This is a genomic window from Antribacter gilvus, assembly GCF_003946865.1.
Taxonomy (GTDB): Bacteria; Actinomycetota; Actinomycetes; order Actinomycetales; family Cellulomonadaceae; genus Antribacter; species Antribacter gilvus.
In genome coordinates this window covers 94,536-110,755 of record NZ_QXTH01000009.1, presented here as the reverse complement: position 1 = coordinate 110,755, position 16,220 = coordinate 94,536, and the positions used below count along the sequence as shown (strand labels likewise).

Below are 16,220 nucleotides of genomic sequence, written 5' to 3'. Positions count from 1 at the left end.
GCGGCTCAGCGACCTGGGCCGGGGCGACCCGGGTCCTGCGGTCCGGGGCTCCGCGTACCAGGCTCCGGGTAGTCGGGGTCCCGGTACGCCGGGTCACGCGGGGCAGCCTCACGCGGCGGCGGCTCACGGTACTCCGGGTCCCGGTACGCCGGGTCACGTGGGGCAGCCTCACGCGGAGCAGCCTCACGCGGAGGGGCCTCCCGGTACGCCGGGTCACGCGGCGGCGGCTCCCGGTAGTCCGGGTCCCGGTACGCCGGGTCACGTCGCGACGCGTCCCGGTAGTCGGGATCGCGGTACGCCGGGTCCCGGTCGGGATCGCGGTAGTCCGGGTCCCCGTAGCCCGCGGTGGTGGTCTCCACCTTGTCCTTCGGCCGCGGCAGGATCGCGATCAACAGACCGAGGATCGCCGCGCCCAGGTGCAGCCACTGGTCGGCCTGGTTGAGGTTCAGGTAGTCGACCAGCTGGCCGTTCATCACCAGGAGCCCGTACACGAACGTCGCGCCGTAGCCGAGGAGCAGGATCCACCCGAAGGTGCGCGCGCCGCCGGACGACGGCCACAGCATCACGCCCAGGAGGCCGATGACCACGTGGACGATGTTGTGCAGCGGGTTGATCGAGAACCCGAGCAGCGTCTGCCCAGGATCGTGCTCGGTGAGGCTGTCGACGTCGGAGAAGTTGAAGCCGGTCACGAAGAAGCCGGCGATCCCGATCGCCAGGAACACCAGACCGACGATCAAGGCCAGCCACTGGTGCACCCCGCGCCGACGTCGAACAACTGTTGTCTGCTGGACCATGGTTCCCTCCCCGGAGCCGGACGGTCACGTACCCCCACCGTCTCGCCGCTCGGGCCGACTCGCACGCCAGCGCGTTCGCTTGTGGTCGTCGGCGTCAGGTCAGGGCACCTGCTGCAGCAAGACCTGCACCCGATCGACCACCAGGTCGGGGCGGGAGATGAACGGGTGGTGCCCGGTCGGCAGCTCGACGGAGCGCGTCGCTCGACCCGCATGGAGGCGCTGCAGCTCGACCGAGGTGCTTCGATCCTCCCCGCAGATGATGTACGTCGAATCGACCCCGTGCCAGCCGGCAGCACTGGTCGGCGTCATGAACGCACCGGCCGCCTGCGAGGTCACCCGCTCCCACCCCTGACGCTGGGTCGTGTCGCCCGCGTCCTGAAGGAATCGGGCTCCGAACGAGGCTGCGTCGTAGCCGGAGACACTCAGCGTGCCGTCCCCGTTGTCGCCGATCGGCACCGGGTCGTCCTCACCGCTCATGATGGCGGCCTGCGTCTGCCCGACCTCGGGCAGGTAGGACGACACATAGAGCAGGTGCGCGACCGCGGGGTGCCTGCCCGCTTCGGCGATGACGGTGCCCCCGTAGGAGTGACCGACGACGATCGCGGACTCCACGTCGTCGAGCTCACGGCGAAGCGCCGCCGCGTCGGCGGCAAGACCGCCCGCAACCTGCTCGGGCGCGGTCTCGCCACAGGACGGCAGCGGGAGGGCCCGGCTCTGGATTCCCGTACGTTCCCGGAGCAGGTCTGCGGCTCGCCGCCACCACCATTCCCCGTCGCGCACCAGAGCGCCATGAACGAAGATCAGTTCCACTGGGACACCGGAGCGCTTCATCTCAGTGACCCTACGGAGCCCAGCACGGAGAAAGGGCCGAATCTGCTGACGGCGGATTGAAGCGCGCCGTACCCCACACGCCCCGTGCGCAACGCGTGCGCTACGCCCGGCCGATCGCGGGACTCGGCGCGCTCGGCAGCCCACTCGTGGTCGTACGCGAGGGCCACGAGCTGCGCCGACCACGACCCGCCGTCGCCCTCGACGATGGCGTACCGCGCGTCTGGTGTGCCCGCCTCGACCCGGTACGGATATGGATCGTCGTCCTGGTAGGCCGGCCAGCCCACGCTGCCCGGGTTGACCACGAGCGAGCCGTCGGGCAGGCGCCGGACGGCCTGCAGGTGGGTGTGCCCGCACAGGTACAGGGCATACCGCCCGTATGCGGCGCCGAGCCGTTCGACGATCTCCTCGTCGGTGGCCTCGCGCATCCCCTCAGGCGTGAGGGTCCCGGTGAGGTAGCACAGGTCGTCGTCGGGGCTGCCGTGGAACGCGAGCACGCCGGGCACTGGTTCGAGCGTGGTTGGCAGCTCGGCGATCCACGCCCGCTGCGGCTCGGTGAGCTCCTCGGCCGCGAGACGGTCCGACGGACCCATCTCGTCCACCGGCAGGGTCAGGACGTGCCGTTCGTGGTTGCCGCTGACGGTGCGGATGTCGGCCCGCAGGGCGAGCACCTCGAGGGTGCCGCGCGGGTCCACGGCACCCGAGGCGATGTCGCCGAGGTTGATCACGTGGTCGATCTCCTGGCCTTCGATCGACGCGAGGACAGCCAGCAGAGCCGCGGTATTGCCGTGGATGTCCGCAAGTACGGCGATACGAGTCATTCACCCAGGTTAGCCCGAAGTGGGAGACGCGCCCGGTCGGAGCCTGCGGGCCCCGACGTGACGCAATACCTGCGTCAAGGCGACAAGCGTGGCACTATTGATAGCGACACACCTGTCCTTATGGCGCGCTTATCGAGACATCAGCTGAAGGAGAACCGCCATGACCAGCGACCGCATCTTCGGTACGCCGCCGCTCGAGCAGACCGACCTCGACGTCATCGCCGACGTGCACGCGATGCGTGCGAGCCTCGCCGACGTGCTGCGCGTCCCCCGGCGCTGGACAGGAGGACTCCGGCGGACCACCCAGGCGCGCGCGCTCAAGGGTTCCAACTCGATCGAGGGGTACGTGGTCACCGCGCAGGACGCGCTGGCCGCCGTCGACCAGGAGGCCCCCCTCGACGCCGACCGCCGCACGTGGGCGGAGATCATGGGCTACCGGCGGATGATGACGTACGTCCTGACCGCCGGGGCACGCGCTGACGGTCGGGTTTCGGCCGACCTCCTCAGGGTCCTGCACTACATGCTCCTCGAGCACGACCTCGAGAAGAGCCCTGGCGGGTTCCGGGCCGGACCGATCTACATCCGGGAGAGCACCACCGGAAAGACCGTCTACGAGGCTCCCGACGCCGAGATGGTGCCCCAGCTGATCGACAGCCTCGTCGCCTCGATCGAGCACGACCGGGCGCACCGCCGGCCGAAGGGGAACGACCCGATGGTCAGAGCCGCCATGGCGCACCTCAACCTTGTGATGATCCACCCCTACCGGGACGGGAACGGACGGATGTCACGGGCGCTCCAGACCCTCGTCCTCGCGCAGGGCAACGTCTTGGAGCCCACCTTCTGCAGCATCGAGGAATGGCTCGGGGACAACACCGACGACTACTACCGCGTCCTCGCTGCCACCGGTCGCGGGTCGTGGCACCCGGAGAACAACGCCACGTTGTGGCTGCGGTTCAACCTGCGGGCGCACCACCTCCAGGCCCAGATGCTGCAGCGCCGGTTCCGGGAGGCTGACGAGACGTGGGTCCGGCTCGACGACCTCGTCCGGCAGCACGGCCTGCCCGACCGTACGGCCGACGCGCTCTTCGAGGCCACGCTCGGCAACCGGGTCACACGCCCCGGTTACATGAGACGCACGACCATGGAGGAGCGGACCGCCACCCGGGACCTCGTCCGCCTGGCCGAGCTCGGCCTGCTCCGCCCGTTCGGCAAGGCGCGCGGCCGATACTACGTCGCCGGAACCGGGCTCGATGCGCTCCAGTCGTCGGTCCTGGTGGACCGGCGCCCGCTCGACGACCCATACCCGTGGCTGGCCGGCGAGCTGCGACGCCTCGCGCCGTAACGGCGCCATAGCAGCACCATTGCTGCGCCTACGCGAAATCCGCCTTGCGGATCCTGGCGTGGACTCCCTTCACCACGTCGACCACCTGGGAGATGTCGAAGTCCGTCGCCGCGCTCAGGTAGGCGTAGGCGTTCGCCGGCGCCATCCCGTACCGCGCGCCGAGCAGGGCGATGGCGGCCCGGACGCAGTTCTGGACCGCGACGTCGAGGTCCCGGTCGAGCCCCGTGGGGACCAGGAACTCGGCGGTCTCCCCCAGCGGGCCGGCGAGCTCCCCGAACGCGGCCACGGCGTCGTCAGCCGGGATGACGTCGAAGGCGAGACGCGCCCGCAGCGACGCCTCGAACGCCGTCAGAGCCACCTCGCCGTCGCCCTGCGCGAAGTGCGGGTCGCCCACGTAGGCGAGCGCGCCCTCGACCTGGACCGGCAGGTACAGGGTGCTGCCCACGCCGAGCAGGTTGATGTCGAGGTTGCCGCCGAACGCGCCCGGCGGGACGGAGTGCGGCCGCACGCCGCCCGCCGCGGCGACGCCCATGATCCCGAGGAACGGGCGCAGGTCGAAGCCGACCGTCGCGTCGGAGCCGGGGGCGAGCGGGAGGCGACCACGGCCGTCGTCGTCCACCGTGGCGAAGACGCTCACGATGCCGGCGCCGCCCTCCGGGAGCTCGCCTGGCAGCGCGCCGCGGCCGTGGCGGTTCGAGATGACGCCGTACGGGACGCGGGGCGTGGTCTCCAGGACGCGGATCGCGAGCAGGTCCCCCGGGCGTGCGCCCCGGACGGCGACCGGGCCGGTGACGACGTGGCCGCCGTGGGCGCCCGGGACGTCGAGCAGGCCGGGGACACGCGGCCCCAGCCGGCTGGTCCGGGCCTTCGCCAGCGCCACCGCGTCCTCCAGGACGGCGTCCTCCGGCACGCCCTGCGCGGCGAAGTACGCCAGGGGGTCGCCGCCCTGGTCCTCCAGCAGACCCTCGTGGGAGAGGGTGTCGACGACCACCTCGTCGCCGGGGTCGACCGTGACCACCGCGGTGTCGGCGGCGCAGGGCAGGCGGCCCCAGTACGTCGTCTCGACGGTGGTGGTCAGGTACGTGGTGCCGGCCGGGACCGCCGTGCCGGGCTGGAGGATCTGCTGCTGGCGCACGGGGTCACCGTACCCACCCGGGTCACTGGCCGACGACGTCCGCCGTCGCCCCGGCGCGCGCCAGCAGGGCCGTGCACCGTCGCGCCTCGGCGAGCGAGACGCCGTCGGCCACCACGACCGGCGTCGCCGGGTCGTCACGGGTGCGCTTCGCCGCCTCGTACGACAGGCCGAACGACCGCAGGGCCGCCAGCACGACCGCGGGTCGCGGGCCCACGTCGACGAGCCGGACCACGTGCGGGCCGTCGGTCGGGAACTCCGGGCGCCACGGGTAGTGCCGCGCGAACCGCTGGTCCACCACCACGTACGCCACCAGCACGAGGACGGCCCAGGCCGTCACTCCCGCCAGCGAGTCGACGACGGGCGGCCACATGTCCAGGAGACCCGCCCTGGTCCAGGCGAGCAGGAGCGCGAACCCCAGCACGACCGGGACGGCCTTCAGCACGAAGAGGTGCCGGGCGCTCGCCGGGTCCGGCGCGCGCTCCGCCGTGACGCCGTGCTCCGCGAGGTAGGCGACGACCTGGTCGGCGCGGATGGCGCCCAGCCCGCGCACGACGGGCCACGGCGCGCCCGCCGCCCGCACCGGCTCGGCCGCCGGCGCCGGACCGCCCAGCAGGCCGTAGACCCGTGCGATGCCCGTTCCGCCCGCGTCGGAGACCTGGACGAGCTTGTCGGGCACCTGCGCCGGATCCTGCCGCGCGCGGGCGTGCGACATACCGCCGATGAGCATCACCACACCGATCGTGTCGGCGATCCCCAGCCACCACTGGCCGGAGTCCTCGCCGAACCGCCCCACATGGAAGAGGAGTGCGCCGACGACGACCAGGACGATCCGGAGGGAGAGGCTCACGCCCGCATCCTGCCAGAACCAGGCCGCCGGACCTTGAGCGGAGCACTCCCCGCCGCTAGCGTGACCACGCCAGGTATGTCCGGTGTGCACCAGGGGGACTCATGACCAGACGGCGGACCGCAGCCCGGGCGGCTGCCCTCGCCCTGCTCACCACGGCGACGCTCGCCGGGTGCGCCGAGCCGGACGACGAGATCTACGTGACCACGGTGACCGACAGCCACGGCCGGGCCTGCACGTTCGTCTACACCGCCCGCGACGGCGCGAGCTGGACCGACGCCCGGGACGTGGACGTGAGCCAGCTCGACTGCGAGTACCCGCCGGCGGGCAAGGAACCCGGCGAGTCCACGACGGAGCGGCTCGACGCCGGCTGACTCCCGCCGAACGCGGTTGTGGCCGGTCCCGGTGTCGGGACCGGCCACAACCGGCGGAGGTGTTCGGGGGTAGGGCCCGTCAGGCCGGGGCGCGCTCCGCCCGGTTCACCGCGGAGACGATCGCCTTGAGCGACGCCGTCGTGATCGACGGGTCGATGCCCACGCCCCACAGCACGTCGTCGCCGACGGCGCACTCGACGTACGCGGCAGCGTGGGCGTCACCGCCCTCGGACAGGGCGTGCTCGGTGTAGTCGAGCACGCGCACGTCCACGCCCACCTGCCCGATCGCGTTCACGAACGCGTCGACCGGGCCGGTGCCGGAGCCCGTCAGCGTGAGCTCCTGGCCACGGTCCAGCACGTCGATCTCGAGCGTCGCCGGCCCGCCCTCGGTGGACGAGACCCGGGTGCCGCGCAGCTTCAGGCGGCCCCACGGCTCCAGCCCGCTGTACGAACCGTCGTCGACCGGCAGGTACTCGTCGGCGAAGATGCGCCAGATGTCGCCACCGGAGACCTCGGTGCCCGCTGTGTCGGTGTACCTCTGCACGGCGTGCGAGAACTCGATCTGCAGGCGGCGCGGCAGGTCGAGGGCGTGCTCGGCCTTGAGCAGGTAGGAGACACCGCCCTTGCCGGACTGCGAGTTGACCCGGATGACGGCCTCGTACGAGCGCCCCACGTCCTTGGGGTCGATCGGCAGGTACGGCACGCCCCAGTCCAGGTCGTCGATCGTGACGCCCGCCGTCTCGGCGCGGGCTGCCATGTGCTCGAGGCCCTTCTTGATCGCGTCCTGGTGCGACCCGGAGAACGCGGTGAAGACCAGGTCACCCACGTACGGGTGCCGCTCGTGGACCGTCAGCTGGTTGCAGTGCTCGACGGTACGGCGGATCGAGTCGATGTCGCCGAAGTCGATCTGCGGGTCGATGCCCTGGGAGAATAGGTTCAGACCCAGCGTCACCAGGTCGACGTTGCCCGTGCGCTCACCGTTGCCGAACAGGCAGCCCTCGATGCGGTCGGCGCCGGCCAGGTAGCCGAGCTCGGCGGCGGCCACGGCGGTGCCGCGGTCGTTGTGCGGGTGCAGCGACAGGATGACGTTCTCGCGGTGGTCGAGGTTGCGGCTCATCCACTCGATCGAGTCGGCGTACACGTTCGGCGTGGCCATCTCGACGGTGGCGGGCAGGTTGATGATGACCTTGCGCTCCGGCGTGGGCTCGAACACCTCGAGCACCGCGTTGCAGATCCGCGCCGCGTTCTCGAGCTCCGTGCCGGTGTACGACTCGGGCGAGTACTCGTAGTAGACCCGCGTGTCCGGGACCGTCTCCTCGAGCTTGCGGCACAGCCGCGCGCCGTCGAGCGCGATGTCGATGACGCCGTCCATGTCCGTGCGGAACACGACCTCGCGCTGCAGCACCGACGTGGAGTTGTACAGGTGCACGATCGCCTGCTTGGCCCCGCGGATGGACTCGTAGGTGCGCTCGATGAGGTGCGCACGGGACTGCGTGAGGACCTGGATCACCACGTCGTCCGGGATCCGGTTCTCCTCGATGAGCATCCGGACGAAGTCGAAGTCCGTCTGCGAGGCGGACGGGAAGCCGACCTCGATCTCCTTGTAGCCCATCCGGACCAGCAGCTCGAACATCCGGAGCTTGCGCTCGGGGTTCATCGGCTCGATCAGCGCCTGGTTGCCGTCACGCAGGTCGACGGCGCACCAGCGGGGAGCCTTCTCGATACGGCGGGTGGGCCAGGTGCGGTCGGCCAGGTCCACGGTGATCTGCTCGTGGAACGGGCGGTACTTCCGGACCGGCATGCCCGACGGTCGCTGCGGGTTGTCCTCGATGATCCCCTGCGCGGTGCCGAAGGCAGGTGCGGGGTCGGCGGGCGTCGCTACGGGTGCTGCGGTGTTCTCCATCGTGCGTCCTTCTCTCGGTGTCCCTGGTCGGCCGGCACGCCAAGTCCACCGCGGCGAGGAACCGGCCTCAGAAGGCCTCGCCGCGGCACGGAAGGAGGAGGCTCGCCGCCAGGTGCACGCAGTCACTGTACCCCTGGGTGACTCCTGTCACGCCACTGTCCACAACTCGGGCGGCCGCCGCGTGTGCGGCCCTCGTTCGATCGGTAGCTCGGTGCAATGATCGGTAGCTCGAGCTACCGATCATGCAACGAGCTACCGATCACACGCGGGCGGTGGTTCCATCAGCGGCGGGTGCGGAGCGCCGCGTCCACGGCCGGGTCGCCGAGCGCGCCCAGCCAGTCCAGCAGGGCCGGGTAGGTGGACGGGTTCGCCGCGACCTGCGGCCGGAGGTGGGGTGCCTCTTGCACGATCCGCGCAAGGTCGGCCAGCGGCGTCGCGGGGTCGATCGCCTGCTCGGCGCTCCACCGGGGCGGCACGGCCACCGGCGACATGACCTGGGTGGAGTCACCGCGTGCGGCGCCGATCACCTGGGTCGCGTCGGCGCCCGACGACGACCGGGTGGGCCGGACCGCGGGACGGACCGCGGGAGCTGTGGGCGAGACAGCCGGGGTCGCGGACGAGACCGCCGGCATCGCCTGCGTGGGCTGGTGCTCGGCGCCGGGCCGCACGGCGGGCTGAGCGCCGGCGGGCTGAGCACCGGCGGGCTGAGCGCCAGTCGGCTGAGCACCGGTAGGTGCGCCGGGCTGCGCGGCAGGGTGCGCGGCGGGCTGCCGCGGACCCGGCTGGGACCCGGGCTGCTGCACGCCGGGCTGCTGCGCTCCCCGCGGGGCGGCCGGCCGCCCCACCGGCTGGGCTCCCGAACCGGGTGCCGAGTTGCCGATGATCGCCGGGTCGCCGCCAGGGATGCCCCGGCCGGGCGTGGCGGGCCGGGTGCTGGAGGTGACGCGCCGCGGCTCGGGCGGACGCCGGGTCTCAGGCGCGGGGTTCACCGGCGTGGACGGGAGCGAGACCGGCTCGGGCGAGCGGTCGGTCCGGGGACGCCACTCGTAGGCCTGGGTGCGGTCGACCCCGGCGTCGCCACCGATGCCCGCGGTGGAGAAGTGCTCGCGCACCGCCTTCGGCACCATGAGCGAGTAGGCGGCCACCGCCGGCAGGCCGAAGCCGAGCAGGAGGTCGGCCAGGTCGACCTGGTCCCCCGCGCCCGTCGTCGCGATCACGATGACCAGGCCCAGCACGCCGATCACGCAGGCCGCGCCGACCGCGGGCACGTGACCCGTCGAGGCGTCGCGAGCGAGCGAGCGGCGCGCCAGCACGGCGAGCACCCCCATGATCAGGCCGAGGACGAGGCGCAGCACCGGCACCACGTCGAACCCGTTCGCCACGAGCACCACCACTGCCGAGGCCACCAGCACCGCGGCGAGCAGGACGATGACGTCGAAGGCACGCACAGCGGCCGCCACCCACACGTCGGCCGAGCGGCCGGTCTCAGGCCGCGTGACGGTCCCCCGGCCCACGACCGGGGAGGACGCCACGGCCGCGATCGCCGGGAGCAGCACGAAGCCGAAGCGCACCCAGTGTGTGGACTCCATGCCCGGCACGGCGTTCCCCGACGAGAAGATGTAGAGGACCGCGAGCACCACGCCGACAGCGACGAGCACGAGGCGCGACGCCTCCTCGCCTCGGACCGTGCCCCAGACGAGCAGCCAGCCGATGCCCAGGATCTGGATCAGCGCGAGCGGCGCGAGGAGTGCCGGCACCTCGGGCTGGCTGTCCCCGACGTAGAAGATCACCAGCGTCAGGACCGCGCCGACGGCGAGGAGCACGCCGCCGCCGAGCAGACCGTGGCGCCACCGGCGCGTCACGGCGCCGTCGACGTCGACCGGTCCCAGCTCGGCCGCGCGCGGCATCGCTGCGATCGCCGCGCCCGCCAGCGCCAGGCCCAGCCCGGTGCCCACGCCCGTCGCGCCCGCGACGTCACGCACGAGGTGCACAGCGGCGACCACGGCGAGCGGGACAGCGGCCCAGGCGCGCGCCCTGCGGGTGGAGTGCACGGTCCACGTGGCCGGCAGCGCCCCGACGCGCGCGAGGTAGGGCAGCGCCAAGGACAGCAGCGAGACGGCCGTGGCGAGCACGACCTCCACGCGGTCGGCGCCCCGGTCCGCGACGGTCCATGGCAGCGCGAGCGCCACCAGGAGGGCGATTGTCGCGACGACGTCGCGGACGTAGTCGGCCACGGGGACGTTGGCGAACAGGGCTGCCCGGCCGCTCACAACCGCGGCTGCCCCGGTGGACGGCTGCGGGGTGTCGCCTGTCGCCGCGGGCGCGCCGTCGGGCGACTGCACCTCGGGGTCGGCGGGCACGACGCCGGCCGGGAGCGGGTCGAGCCGCACCGTCTGGGCGTGCGCCGGGTCGGTGCCCTGGTCTCGCCCGGGGCGACCCGTCGGCGGGTTGGTGGCCGGCCCCGAACCCGGGGCCGCGTGGTGATCCGTCATCTGTCTCTCCTCGTTGGCACCGCGGTCGTAGACAGGAAGGGCGCGGCACCGCAGGTACGCAGTCGTTTCTACCGGCTTCCTCCTGGTCTGTCAGGCGGAACCGCCAGGAGGAAGGTCACACACACGAAACCTTCAGATACCCAGCTGGTAGACCCCCCAATAGGCGAGGGTGACCAGCAGCGCCACAGAGCCGCCGACGATGGCCCAGAAGGCCGCCGAGACGGCCACGACACCCACGCCGCGGGCAGCGGGCCGGGTGTCCGGCCCCGGCTCGGTGACGCCTGGCGCCGCGACGACCGGCCGGCCTGCGACCCGGCCGTCCGCGTCACGCACCCGTTCGAGCAGCACAGCCGCGGCGACCACAGTCACCAGGCCGAGGAGGCGTACGCCCACCCAGCCCCCTTGCACCACCAGCGCGTCCTTCTCGTAGTCCAGCGCAAGCCGGGCGACAGCAACCAGGTAGAGCACGAGACCGGCGGTGGTGAGCGCGGCCCCTGTTGCGAGCGTAGCGGTCGGACCCGCCAGGCCGGGGATCAGCCGCGCCGTGGGAGCGGGTCGACGGCGGGAGCCCACGCGCCGGGCGACCGCCATCGAGCCGAGCACCACGCCCCCGAGGACGAAGAGCCCGGCGGCACCGATCACCGCGCCCAGCACGATGTCGCCGTTGCCGTACCACTGCGGCTGCGGCACGGACGCCGCGAGGTACACCTGGTTCGGGGCAGCGCCCGCCACGCGTGGCTGCGCGTGCGCCGTGCCGGGCAGGCCGAAGATCCACGTGGACACGTCGCGGGCGAAGTTCTCGTGCAGGCCGCCGTCGACACGCATCCCGTGGTTGGCGCCCTCGTAGAAGCGCACGGTCACCCCCGGGTCGGGTCCCGTCGCCGTGTCGGCGATGACCTGCCGTGCGCCCTGCTCGAGCGGCATGGACGCGTCGTTGGTGCCGTAGACGACCAGGATCGGGGACTCCTGGCGCTCGAGCCAGGGCCGCACGTCGAAGTCCGCGTACTCGAACCCGCCGCCCGGGAGCTTCATCCCCACGGCGCGCGGGATGGCCCGGAAGACGCTCTCTGGTACGTCGGTGTTCTGGAGGTAGTTGCCCACCGCGTACGCCGCCTGCTGGCGCGGTGGCACCACGGGCGCGGAGACCAGGACCTGGAACGCGATCCGGCGATCCTCCACCGCCATGACCGGCGAGACCCACGTGCCCTCGGACTCGGAGTACACGCCCACGCGGGCGGGGTCGACGCCCGGGGTGTCACGCAGCAGATCCACGGAACGGAGGTAGTCGGCGGCCATGGCGATGTAGTCACGGTGACGGGTCGAGTAGGTGTCCAGCCGCTTGTCCGGCACGAGCGTGGCGATCCCGGCGCTGGCCAGGGAGGTGGCGGCCTCCGTGAACGCGTGCGACGCCTTGCCCGTCCCGGCGCCGTGCACGAACACGAGGCCCGGCACGTCCTCCGGCGCACCCTCGGGCATCCGGAGCAGACCGTCCACCTCGACGCCGTCGAGGTGGACGGTGACCGGTTCCTCCCGCACCTCGTACGTGCCGACCGGGGCGACACCCTGGGGGGCGTCGCCGATCTGCGTGTCGGAGGTGGTCGGCCTCAGGTGCTCGCCCACCGGTTCGGGGTCCCACTGAGGCCCCGCGACGGCGCCCACGACCGCGAGGCCGATAGCGATCGCCGCGCTGGTCGCGGCCGTCCGGAAGATCACCTTCGGATGCTACGCCGCGTCACCCACATCCCGACCGAACCAGGCCTAGAAGCCCAGCCTGCGCAGCTGCCTCCGCGGATCGTGTCACGCTCCCAGTCCTAGAAGCCCAACCGCCGAAGCTGCTTCGGGTCCCGCTGCCAGTCCTTGGCGACCTTGACGTGCAGGTCCAGGTACACGCGGGCGCCGAGCAGCTTCTCGATCCCGAGCCGGGCCTCCGTGCCGACCGCCCGCAGGCGCGAGCCGCCGCGGCCGATGACGATCGCCTTCTGGCTCTCCCGCTCCACGAACAGGTTGACGCGCACGTCGAGCAGCGGCGGGCGGCCCTTCTCGATGTCGCCGCTCCCCTCCCGCTCGACGATCTCCTCGACCACGACGGCCAGCGAGTGCGGCAGCTCGTCGCGGACGCCTTCGAGCGCCGCCTCGCGCACGAGCTCCGCGACCATGACGGCCTCCGGCTCGTCGGTGAGCTCACCGCCCGGATACAGCTCGGGCCCTTCCGGCAGGTGCGACACCAGCACGGACTCGAGCTCGGTGACCTGGTAGCCGCCGACCGCCGAGACGGGCACGATGTCGGCCCACTCGCGGTCCACGGACTTGGCGAGCCGCTCCACCGAGATCAGGTGCTCGAGGAGGGCGCCGCGGTCGACCAGGTCGGACTTGGTCACCACGGCCACGACCGGCTTGGCCCGCCGGCCCGTCATCAGGTCGGCCAGCTGGCCGGCGATGAACCGGTCACCGGGGCCGACCTTCTGGTCCGCCGGAAGGCAGAAGGCGATGACGTCGACCTCGGAGAGCGTGTCGCGCACGAGGTCGTTGAGCCGCTCACCGAGGAGCGTCCGGGGGCGGTGCAGCCCGGGCGTGTCGACCAGGACGAGCTGCGCGTCCGGCCGGTGCACGATGCCGCGGATGGTGTGGCGCGTGGTCTGAGGACGACCGGACGTGATGGCCACCTTCTGCCCCACGAGCGCGTTCGTCAGGGTGGACTTGCCGGCGTTCGGCCTGCCGATGAGGCAGGCGAACCCGGATCTGTGCTTGTCGTCGGTCACGCGTGGGTTTCCTTGTCGGTCGTGGTGCCGGCAGGTCGGCGGTCGGCCGGCTCCGCCTCGAGGTCGTCGTCGGCGTGCACCCTGTGCACCAGGATGGTCGCGACCTGCTTGCGCCGCCCCTCGACGCGGTCGGCCTGCAGGTGGAGCCCGCCGACCTCCGCGTCGGCCCCCAGGAGGGGGACCTTTCCCAGGGCCTTGGCGAGCAGTCCGCCGGCGGTGTCGACGTCGTCGTCGTCCAGGCGCAGGTCGAAGAGGTCGCCCAGCTCGTCCACGGGCAGGCGGGCGGGGACTCGGAAGAGCCCGTCCCCCAGGTCTTCCACCTCGTGGTCGGGGGCGCGGTCGTGCTCGTCGGTGAGCTCGCCCACGAGCTCCTCGAGCACGTCCTCGATGGTGACGAGCCCGGCGATGCCGCCGTACTCGTCCACCACCAGGGCCATGTGGGACGAACCCTCCTGCATCTGCCGCAGGAGGTCGTCGACGGGCTTGGACTCGGGGACGAACGCCGCCTGCCGGGCGATGTCCGACGCGGGCCGCGCGCCGGCGTCGGGCAGCGTCTCGCCCTGGGGCGAGTGCAGCGCGGCCACGACGTCCTTCAGGTAGGCGACCCCGACGACGTCGTCCACCGAGACACCCACCACCGGGACGCGCGAGAAGCCCGACCGGAGGAAGAGGCGCAGCACCTTGCGCAGGGGCGTGCTCGCGGTGACCGTCACCATGTCGGTGCGCGGCACCATGACCTCGCGGGCGATGGTGCCGCCCAGCTCGATGACGGACCGGATGAGCTCACGGTCCTCCTCCTCGAAGGCCTCGTTCTCGCCGACCCGGTCCGCGATGTCACGTAGCTCGGCCTCGGTGAGCGGGCCGGCGGGCTCCGCGCGGGGCACGGAGATCCGCGTCAGCCACGCCACAGCGCGCGACACACCCGTCAGGGGCGGCGCCAGCGCCAGCAGGACCGCGACAGGCTGCCGGAAGCCGAGCGCGCGCGGCGACACCCGCACGAACACCACGCCGATCACGACGCCCACCACCAGCGCGGCGAGCATCACCGACCAGGCCTGGGTCAGGCTGCGGGCGACGAGCAGGGTCGCTCCGGCGATGCCGACCACCTCGGCGGTGACGCGCACGAGCGCGAAGGAGGCCACCGTCGCCGTCGGCTCCACGACGAGCGCCTGCGCCTGCCGCACCCGCGCCACCCGCAGGGTGTCCTGCGCGGCCTCGGCCTCCGCGAGCGCGTCCGTCAGCGAGGCGCGCGTGACGCGCAGGACCGCCGCCTCGCCGGCCGACAGCATCCCGGCCAGGGCCAGGCCTACGACGGCCGTCGCGGCGAGCGCCAGGTCTACGCCGCTCATCGGGTGCCGCTCATCGGGTGGCGAGGAAGGTCAGGAGCAGCTTGCGCTGGAGCGCGAACATCTCCTTCTCCTCCTCGGGCTCGGCGTGGTCGTAGCCGAGGAGATGCAGGATGCCGTGCGTGGTGAGGAGCAGCATCTCCTCGACGGTGGAGTGACCGGCCACCTTGGCCTGCTCCTCGGCGACCTCCGGGCACAGCACGATGTCGCCCAGGGTCCCGGGCGGCGACAGCTCGCCGTCCCGGCCGGGGCGCAGCTCGTCCATGGGGAACGAGAGGACGTCGGTGGGTCCCGGCTCGTCCATCCACTGCACGTGCAGCTCGGACATGACGGTGGTGTCCACGAAGAGGAGGGACAGCTCCGACTGCGGGTGCACACGCATGGCGTCCAGCACGTAGCGGGACAGCTCGGCGAACTCGGCCTCGTCGACCTCGTACCCGGACTCGTTGTTGACCTCGATGCTCATTCCCTGTTCCTTATCGCCGGCCGCGCTGGGCGCCGCGGCGGTCCTGCGGCTGGCGGCCCGGCCGCTGGCCGCCGGCGACGACGTCCCAGCGTGCGTAGGCGTCGATGATGTCGCTCACGAGCCGGTGCCGCACCACGTCCGAGGACGTGAGCCGGCAGAACTCCACGTCGTCGACGCCGACGAGGATGTCCTCGACCACCTTCAGCCCCGACGGGACAGCGCCCGGCAGGTCGACCTGCGTCGCGTCGCCGGTGATCACCATCTTGGAGCCGAAGCCGAGCCGGGTGAGGAACATCTTCATCTGCTCGGAGGAGGTGTTCTGCGCCTCGTCGAGGATGATGAACGCGTTGTTGAGCGTGCGCCCGCGCATGTAGGCCAGCGGGGCCACCTCGATGGTGCCCGCCTCCACGAGCCGGGGGACCTGCTCGGGGTCGATCATGTCGTGCAGCGCGTCGTACAGCGGGCGCAGGTACGGGTCGATCTTCTCGCTCAGCGTGCCGGGCAGGAACCCGAGCTTCTCGCCCGCCTCGACGGCGGGGCGCGTGAGCACGATGCGGTCGACCTGCTTGGCCTGCAGCGCCTGGACGGCCTTGGCCATGGCGAGGTACGTCTTGCCGGTACCGGCGGGGCCGATGCCGAACGTCACGGTGTGCGTGTCGATCGCGTCGACGTACGTCTTCTGCCCCACCGTCTTGGGCCGGATGGTGCGGCCGCGGCTGGACAGGATGTTGAACGTCAGCACGTCGGCCGGGCGCTTCGCCTCGGGCGCCGTCAGCATCGAGATCGAGCGCGTCACCACCTCGGGCGTGAGCTGCGTGCCGGCCTCCACGACCTGGACCAGCTCGTCGAGCAGCCGCGACACGAGGGCGACGTCGCCCGACGGGCCGGACACGGCGATCTCGTTGCCGCGCACGTGGACGTCCACCTGACCGAAGCCCTCTTCGATCGCCCGGAGGACGGAGTCCCTGCTCCCGAGGAGCGAGACCATCGGTACGTGCGGGGGGACGACGATCCGGTGCTCGATCGATCCGCCCGGGCCGGGGCGCTGCGGGGACTGTGTGGTGGGTGTGGTCGTCATGAGCCGGCTCGCGCCGAGGCCCTCCTTCGGAGGCGGGA

14 protein-coding genes are annotated in these 16,220 nt (G+C 72.3%); 2 read left to right on the top strand and 12 right to left on the bottom strand.

Translation table 11 applies throughout. The annotated features are described in order from the left end of the window. Positions 1-5 precede the first annotated feature (5 nt). The 3 genes from D1350_RS24150 to D1350_RS16060 all read right to left on the bottom strand — a co-directional run bounded on the left by D1350_RS24150 (position 6) and on the right by D1350_RS16060 (position 2,443). Positions 6-794: a DUF4383 domain-containing protein gene (locus D1350_RS24150; protein ID WP_206074567.1), complete on the bottom strand. Its 789-nt coding sequence runs from the start codon at positions 792-794 to the stop codon at positions 6-8. Between the two features lie 99 nt (positions 795-893). Continuing rightward, positions 894-1,625, bottom strand: a complete 732-nt coding sequence (locus D1350_RS16065) for an alpha/beta hydrolase (RefSeq protein ID WP_240644151.1) — start codon at positions 1,623-1,625, stop codon at positions 894-896. Continuing rightward, positions 1,622-2,443, bottom strand: a complete 822-nt coding sequence (locus D1350_RS16060) for a metallophosphoesterase family protein (RefSeq protein WP_125777050.1) — start codon at positions 2,441-2,443, stop codon at positions 1,622-1,624. Before D1350_RS16060 ends, D1350_RS16065 begins: the two co-directional genes overlap by 4 nt. 160 nt (positions 2,444-2,603) lie before the next feature. Between D1350_RS16060 and D1350_RS16055 the strand changes: the two genes are divergently transcribed. Then, a complete protein-coding gene (locus D1350_RS16055) occupies positions 2,604-3,785 on the top strand; it encodes a Fic family protein (protein WP_125777049.1) in 1,182 nt (393 codons plus the stop codon). 28 nt (positions 3,786-3,813) lie between these two features. Here the strand turns inward: D1350_RS16055 and D1350_RS16050 are convergent, their stop codons facing one another. Further along, on the bottom strand, positions 3,814-4,920 hold the full coding sequence (locus tag D1350_RS16050; protein WP_125777048.1) for an acetamidase/formamidase family protein: 1,107 nt from the start codon (positions 4,918-4,920) through the stop codon (positions 3,814-3,816). 22 nt (positions 4,921-4,942) lie between these two features. Then, entirely contained in the window at positions 4,943-5,767 is an 825-nt protein-coding gene (locus D1350_RS16045) for a hypothetical protein (RefSeq protein WP_125777047.1), read from the bottom strand. 101 nt (positions 5,768-5,868) lie between these two features. Here D1350_RS16045 and D1350_RS16040 point away from each other — a divergent pair, with 101 nt between their 5' ends. Continuing rightward, positions 5,869-6,138, top strand: coding sequence for a hypothetical protein (locus D1350_RS16040; protein ID WP_125777046.1), 270 nt, complete (start codon positions 5,869-5,871; stop codon positions 6,136-6,138). 79 nt (positions 6,139-6,217) lie between these two features. On the opposite strand, the gene leuA is transcribed toward D1350_RS16040, so the two are convergent. From leuA to D1350_RS16005, 7 genes are all read right to left on the bottom strand, one after another. Then, the gene (gene leuA, locus D1350_RS16035) at positions 6,218-8,041 is read right to left on the bottom strand and encodes a 2-isopropylmalate synthase (RefSeq protein WP_125777045.1); all 1,824 of its coding nucleotides are present in this window, start codon (positions 8,039-8,041) and stop codon (positions 6,218-6,220) included. Between the two features lie 281 nt (positions 8,042-8,322). Next, positions 8,323-10,533, bottom strand: coding sequence for a DUF7937 domain-containing protein (locus tag D1350_RS16030; protein ID WP_125777044.1), 2,211 nt, complete (start codon positions 10,531-10,533; stop codon positions 8,323-8,325). A 132-nt stretch (positions 10,534-10,665) separates the two neighbouring features. Then, positions 10,666-12,246, bottom strand: a complete 1,581-nt coding sequence (locus D1350_RS16025; RefSeq protein WP_125777043.1) for an alpha/beta hydrolase family protein — start codon at positions 12,244-12,246, stop codon at positions 10,666-10,668. A 98-nt stretch (positions 12,247-12,344) separates the two neighbouring features. Continuing rightward, positions 12,345-13,292 carry a GTPase Era gene (gene era / locus D1350_RS16020; RefSeq protein ID WP_125777042.1) on the bottom strand — a complete coding sequence of 316 codons (948 nt, stop codon included), beginning with the start codon at positions 13,290-13,292 and terminating at the stop codon, positions 12,345-12,347. After that, entirely contained in the window at positions 13,289-14,641 is a 1,353-nt protein-coding gene (locus tag D1350_RS16015; RefSeq protein ID WP_125777041.1) for a hemolysin family protein, read from the bottom strand. The genes era and D1350_RS16015 overlap by 4 nt, the downstream gene beginning before the upstream one ends. A 10-nt stretch (positions 14,642-14,651) precedes the next feature. Continuing rightward, positions 14,652-15,104: an rRNA maturation RNase YbeY gene (ybeY, locus tag D1350_RS16010; RefSeq protein WP_125777040.1), complete on the bottom strand. Its 453-nt coding sequence runs from the start codon at positions 15,102-15,104 to the stop codon at positions 14,652-14,654. A 10-nt stretch (positions 15,105-15,114) separates the two neighbouring features. Continuing rightward, entirely contained in the window at positions 15,115-16,182 is a 1,068-nt protein-coding gene (locus D1350_RS16005; protein ID WP_125777039.1) for a PhoH family protein, read from the bottom strand. Between the last annotated feature and the right edge of the window lie 38 nt (positions 16,183-16,220).

Coding starts and splice junctions, on each gene's coding strand:
- D1350_RS24150 (WP_206074567.1), bottom strand. CDS start 794: ATGGTCCAGCAGACAACAGTTGTTCGACGTCGGCGCGGGGTGCACCAG.
- D1350_RS16065 (WP_240644151.1), bottom strand. CDS start 1,625: ATGAAGCGCTCCGGTGTCCCAGTGGAACTGATCTTCGTTCATGGCGCT.
- D1350_RS16060 (WP_125777050.1), bottom strand. CDS start 2,443: ATGACTCGTATCGCCGTACTTGCGGACATCCACGGCAATACCGCGGCT.
- D1350_RS16055 (WP_125777049.1), top strand. CDS start 2,604: ATGACCAGCGACCGCATCTTCGGTACGCCGCCGCTCGAGCAGACCGAC.
- D1350_RS16040 (WP_125777046.1), top strand. CDS start 5,869: ATGACCAGACGGCGGACCGCAGCCCGGGCGGCTGCCCTCGCCCTGCTC.
- leuA (WP_125777045.1), bottom strand. CDS start 8,041: ATGGAGAACACCGCAGCACCCGTAGCGACGCCCGCCGACCCCGCACCT.
- D1350_RS16030 (WP_125777044.1), bottom strand. CDS start 10,533: ATGACGGATCACCACGCGGCCCCGGGTTCGGGGCCGGCCACCAACCCG.
- D1350_RS16015 (WP_125777041.1), bottom strand. CDS start 14,641: ATGAGCGGCGTAGACCTGGCGCTCGCCGCGACGGCCGTCGTAGGCCTG.
- ybeY (WP_125777040.1), bottom strand. CDS start 15,104: ATGAGCATCGAGGTCAACAACGAGTCCGGGTACGAGGTCGACGAGGCC.
- D1350_RS16005 (WP_125777039.1), bottom strand. CDS start 16,182: ATGACGACCACACCCACCACACAGTCCCCGCAGCGCCCCGGCCCGGGC.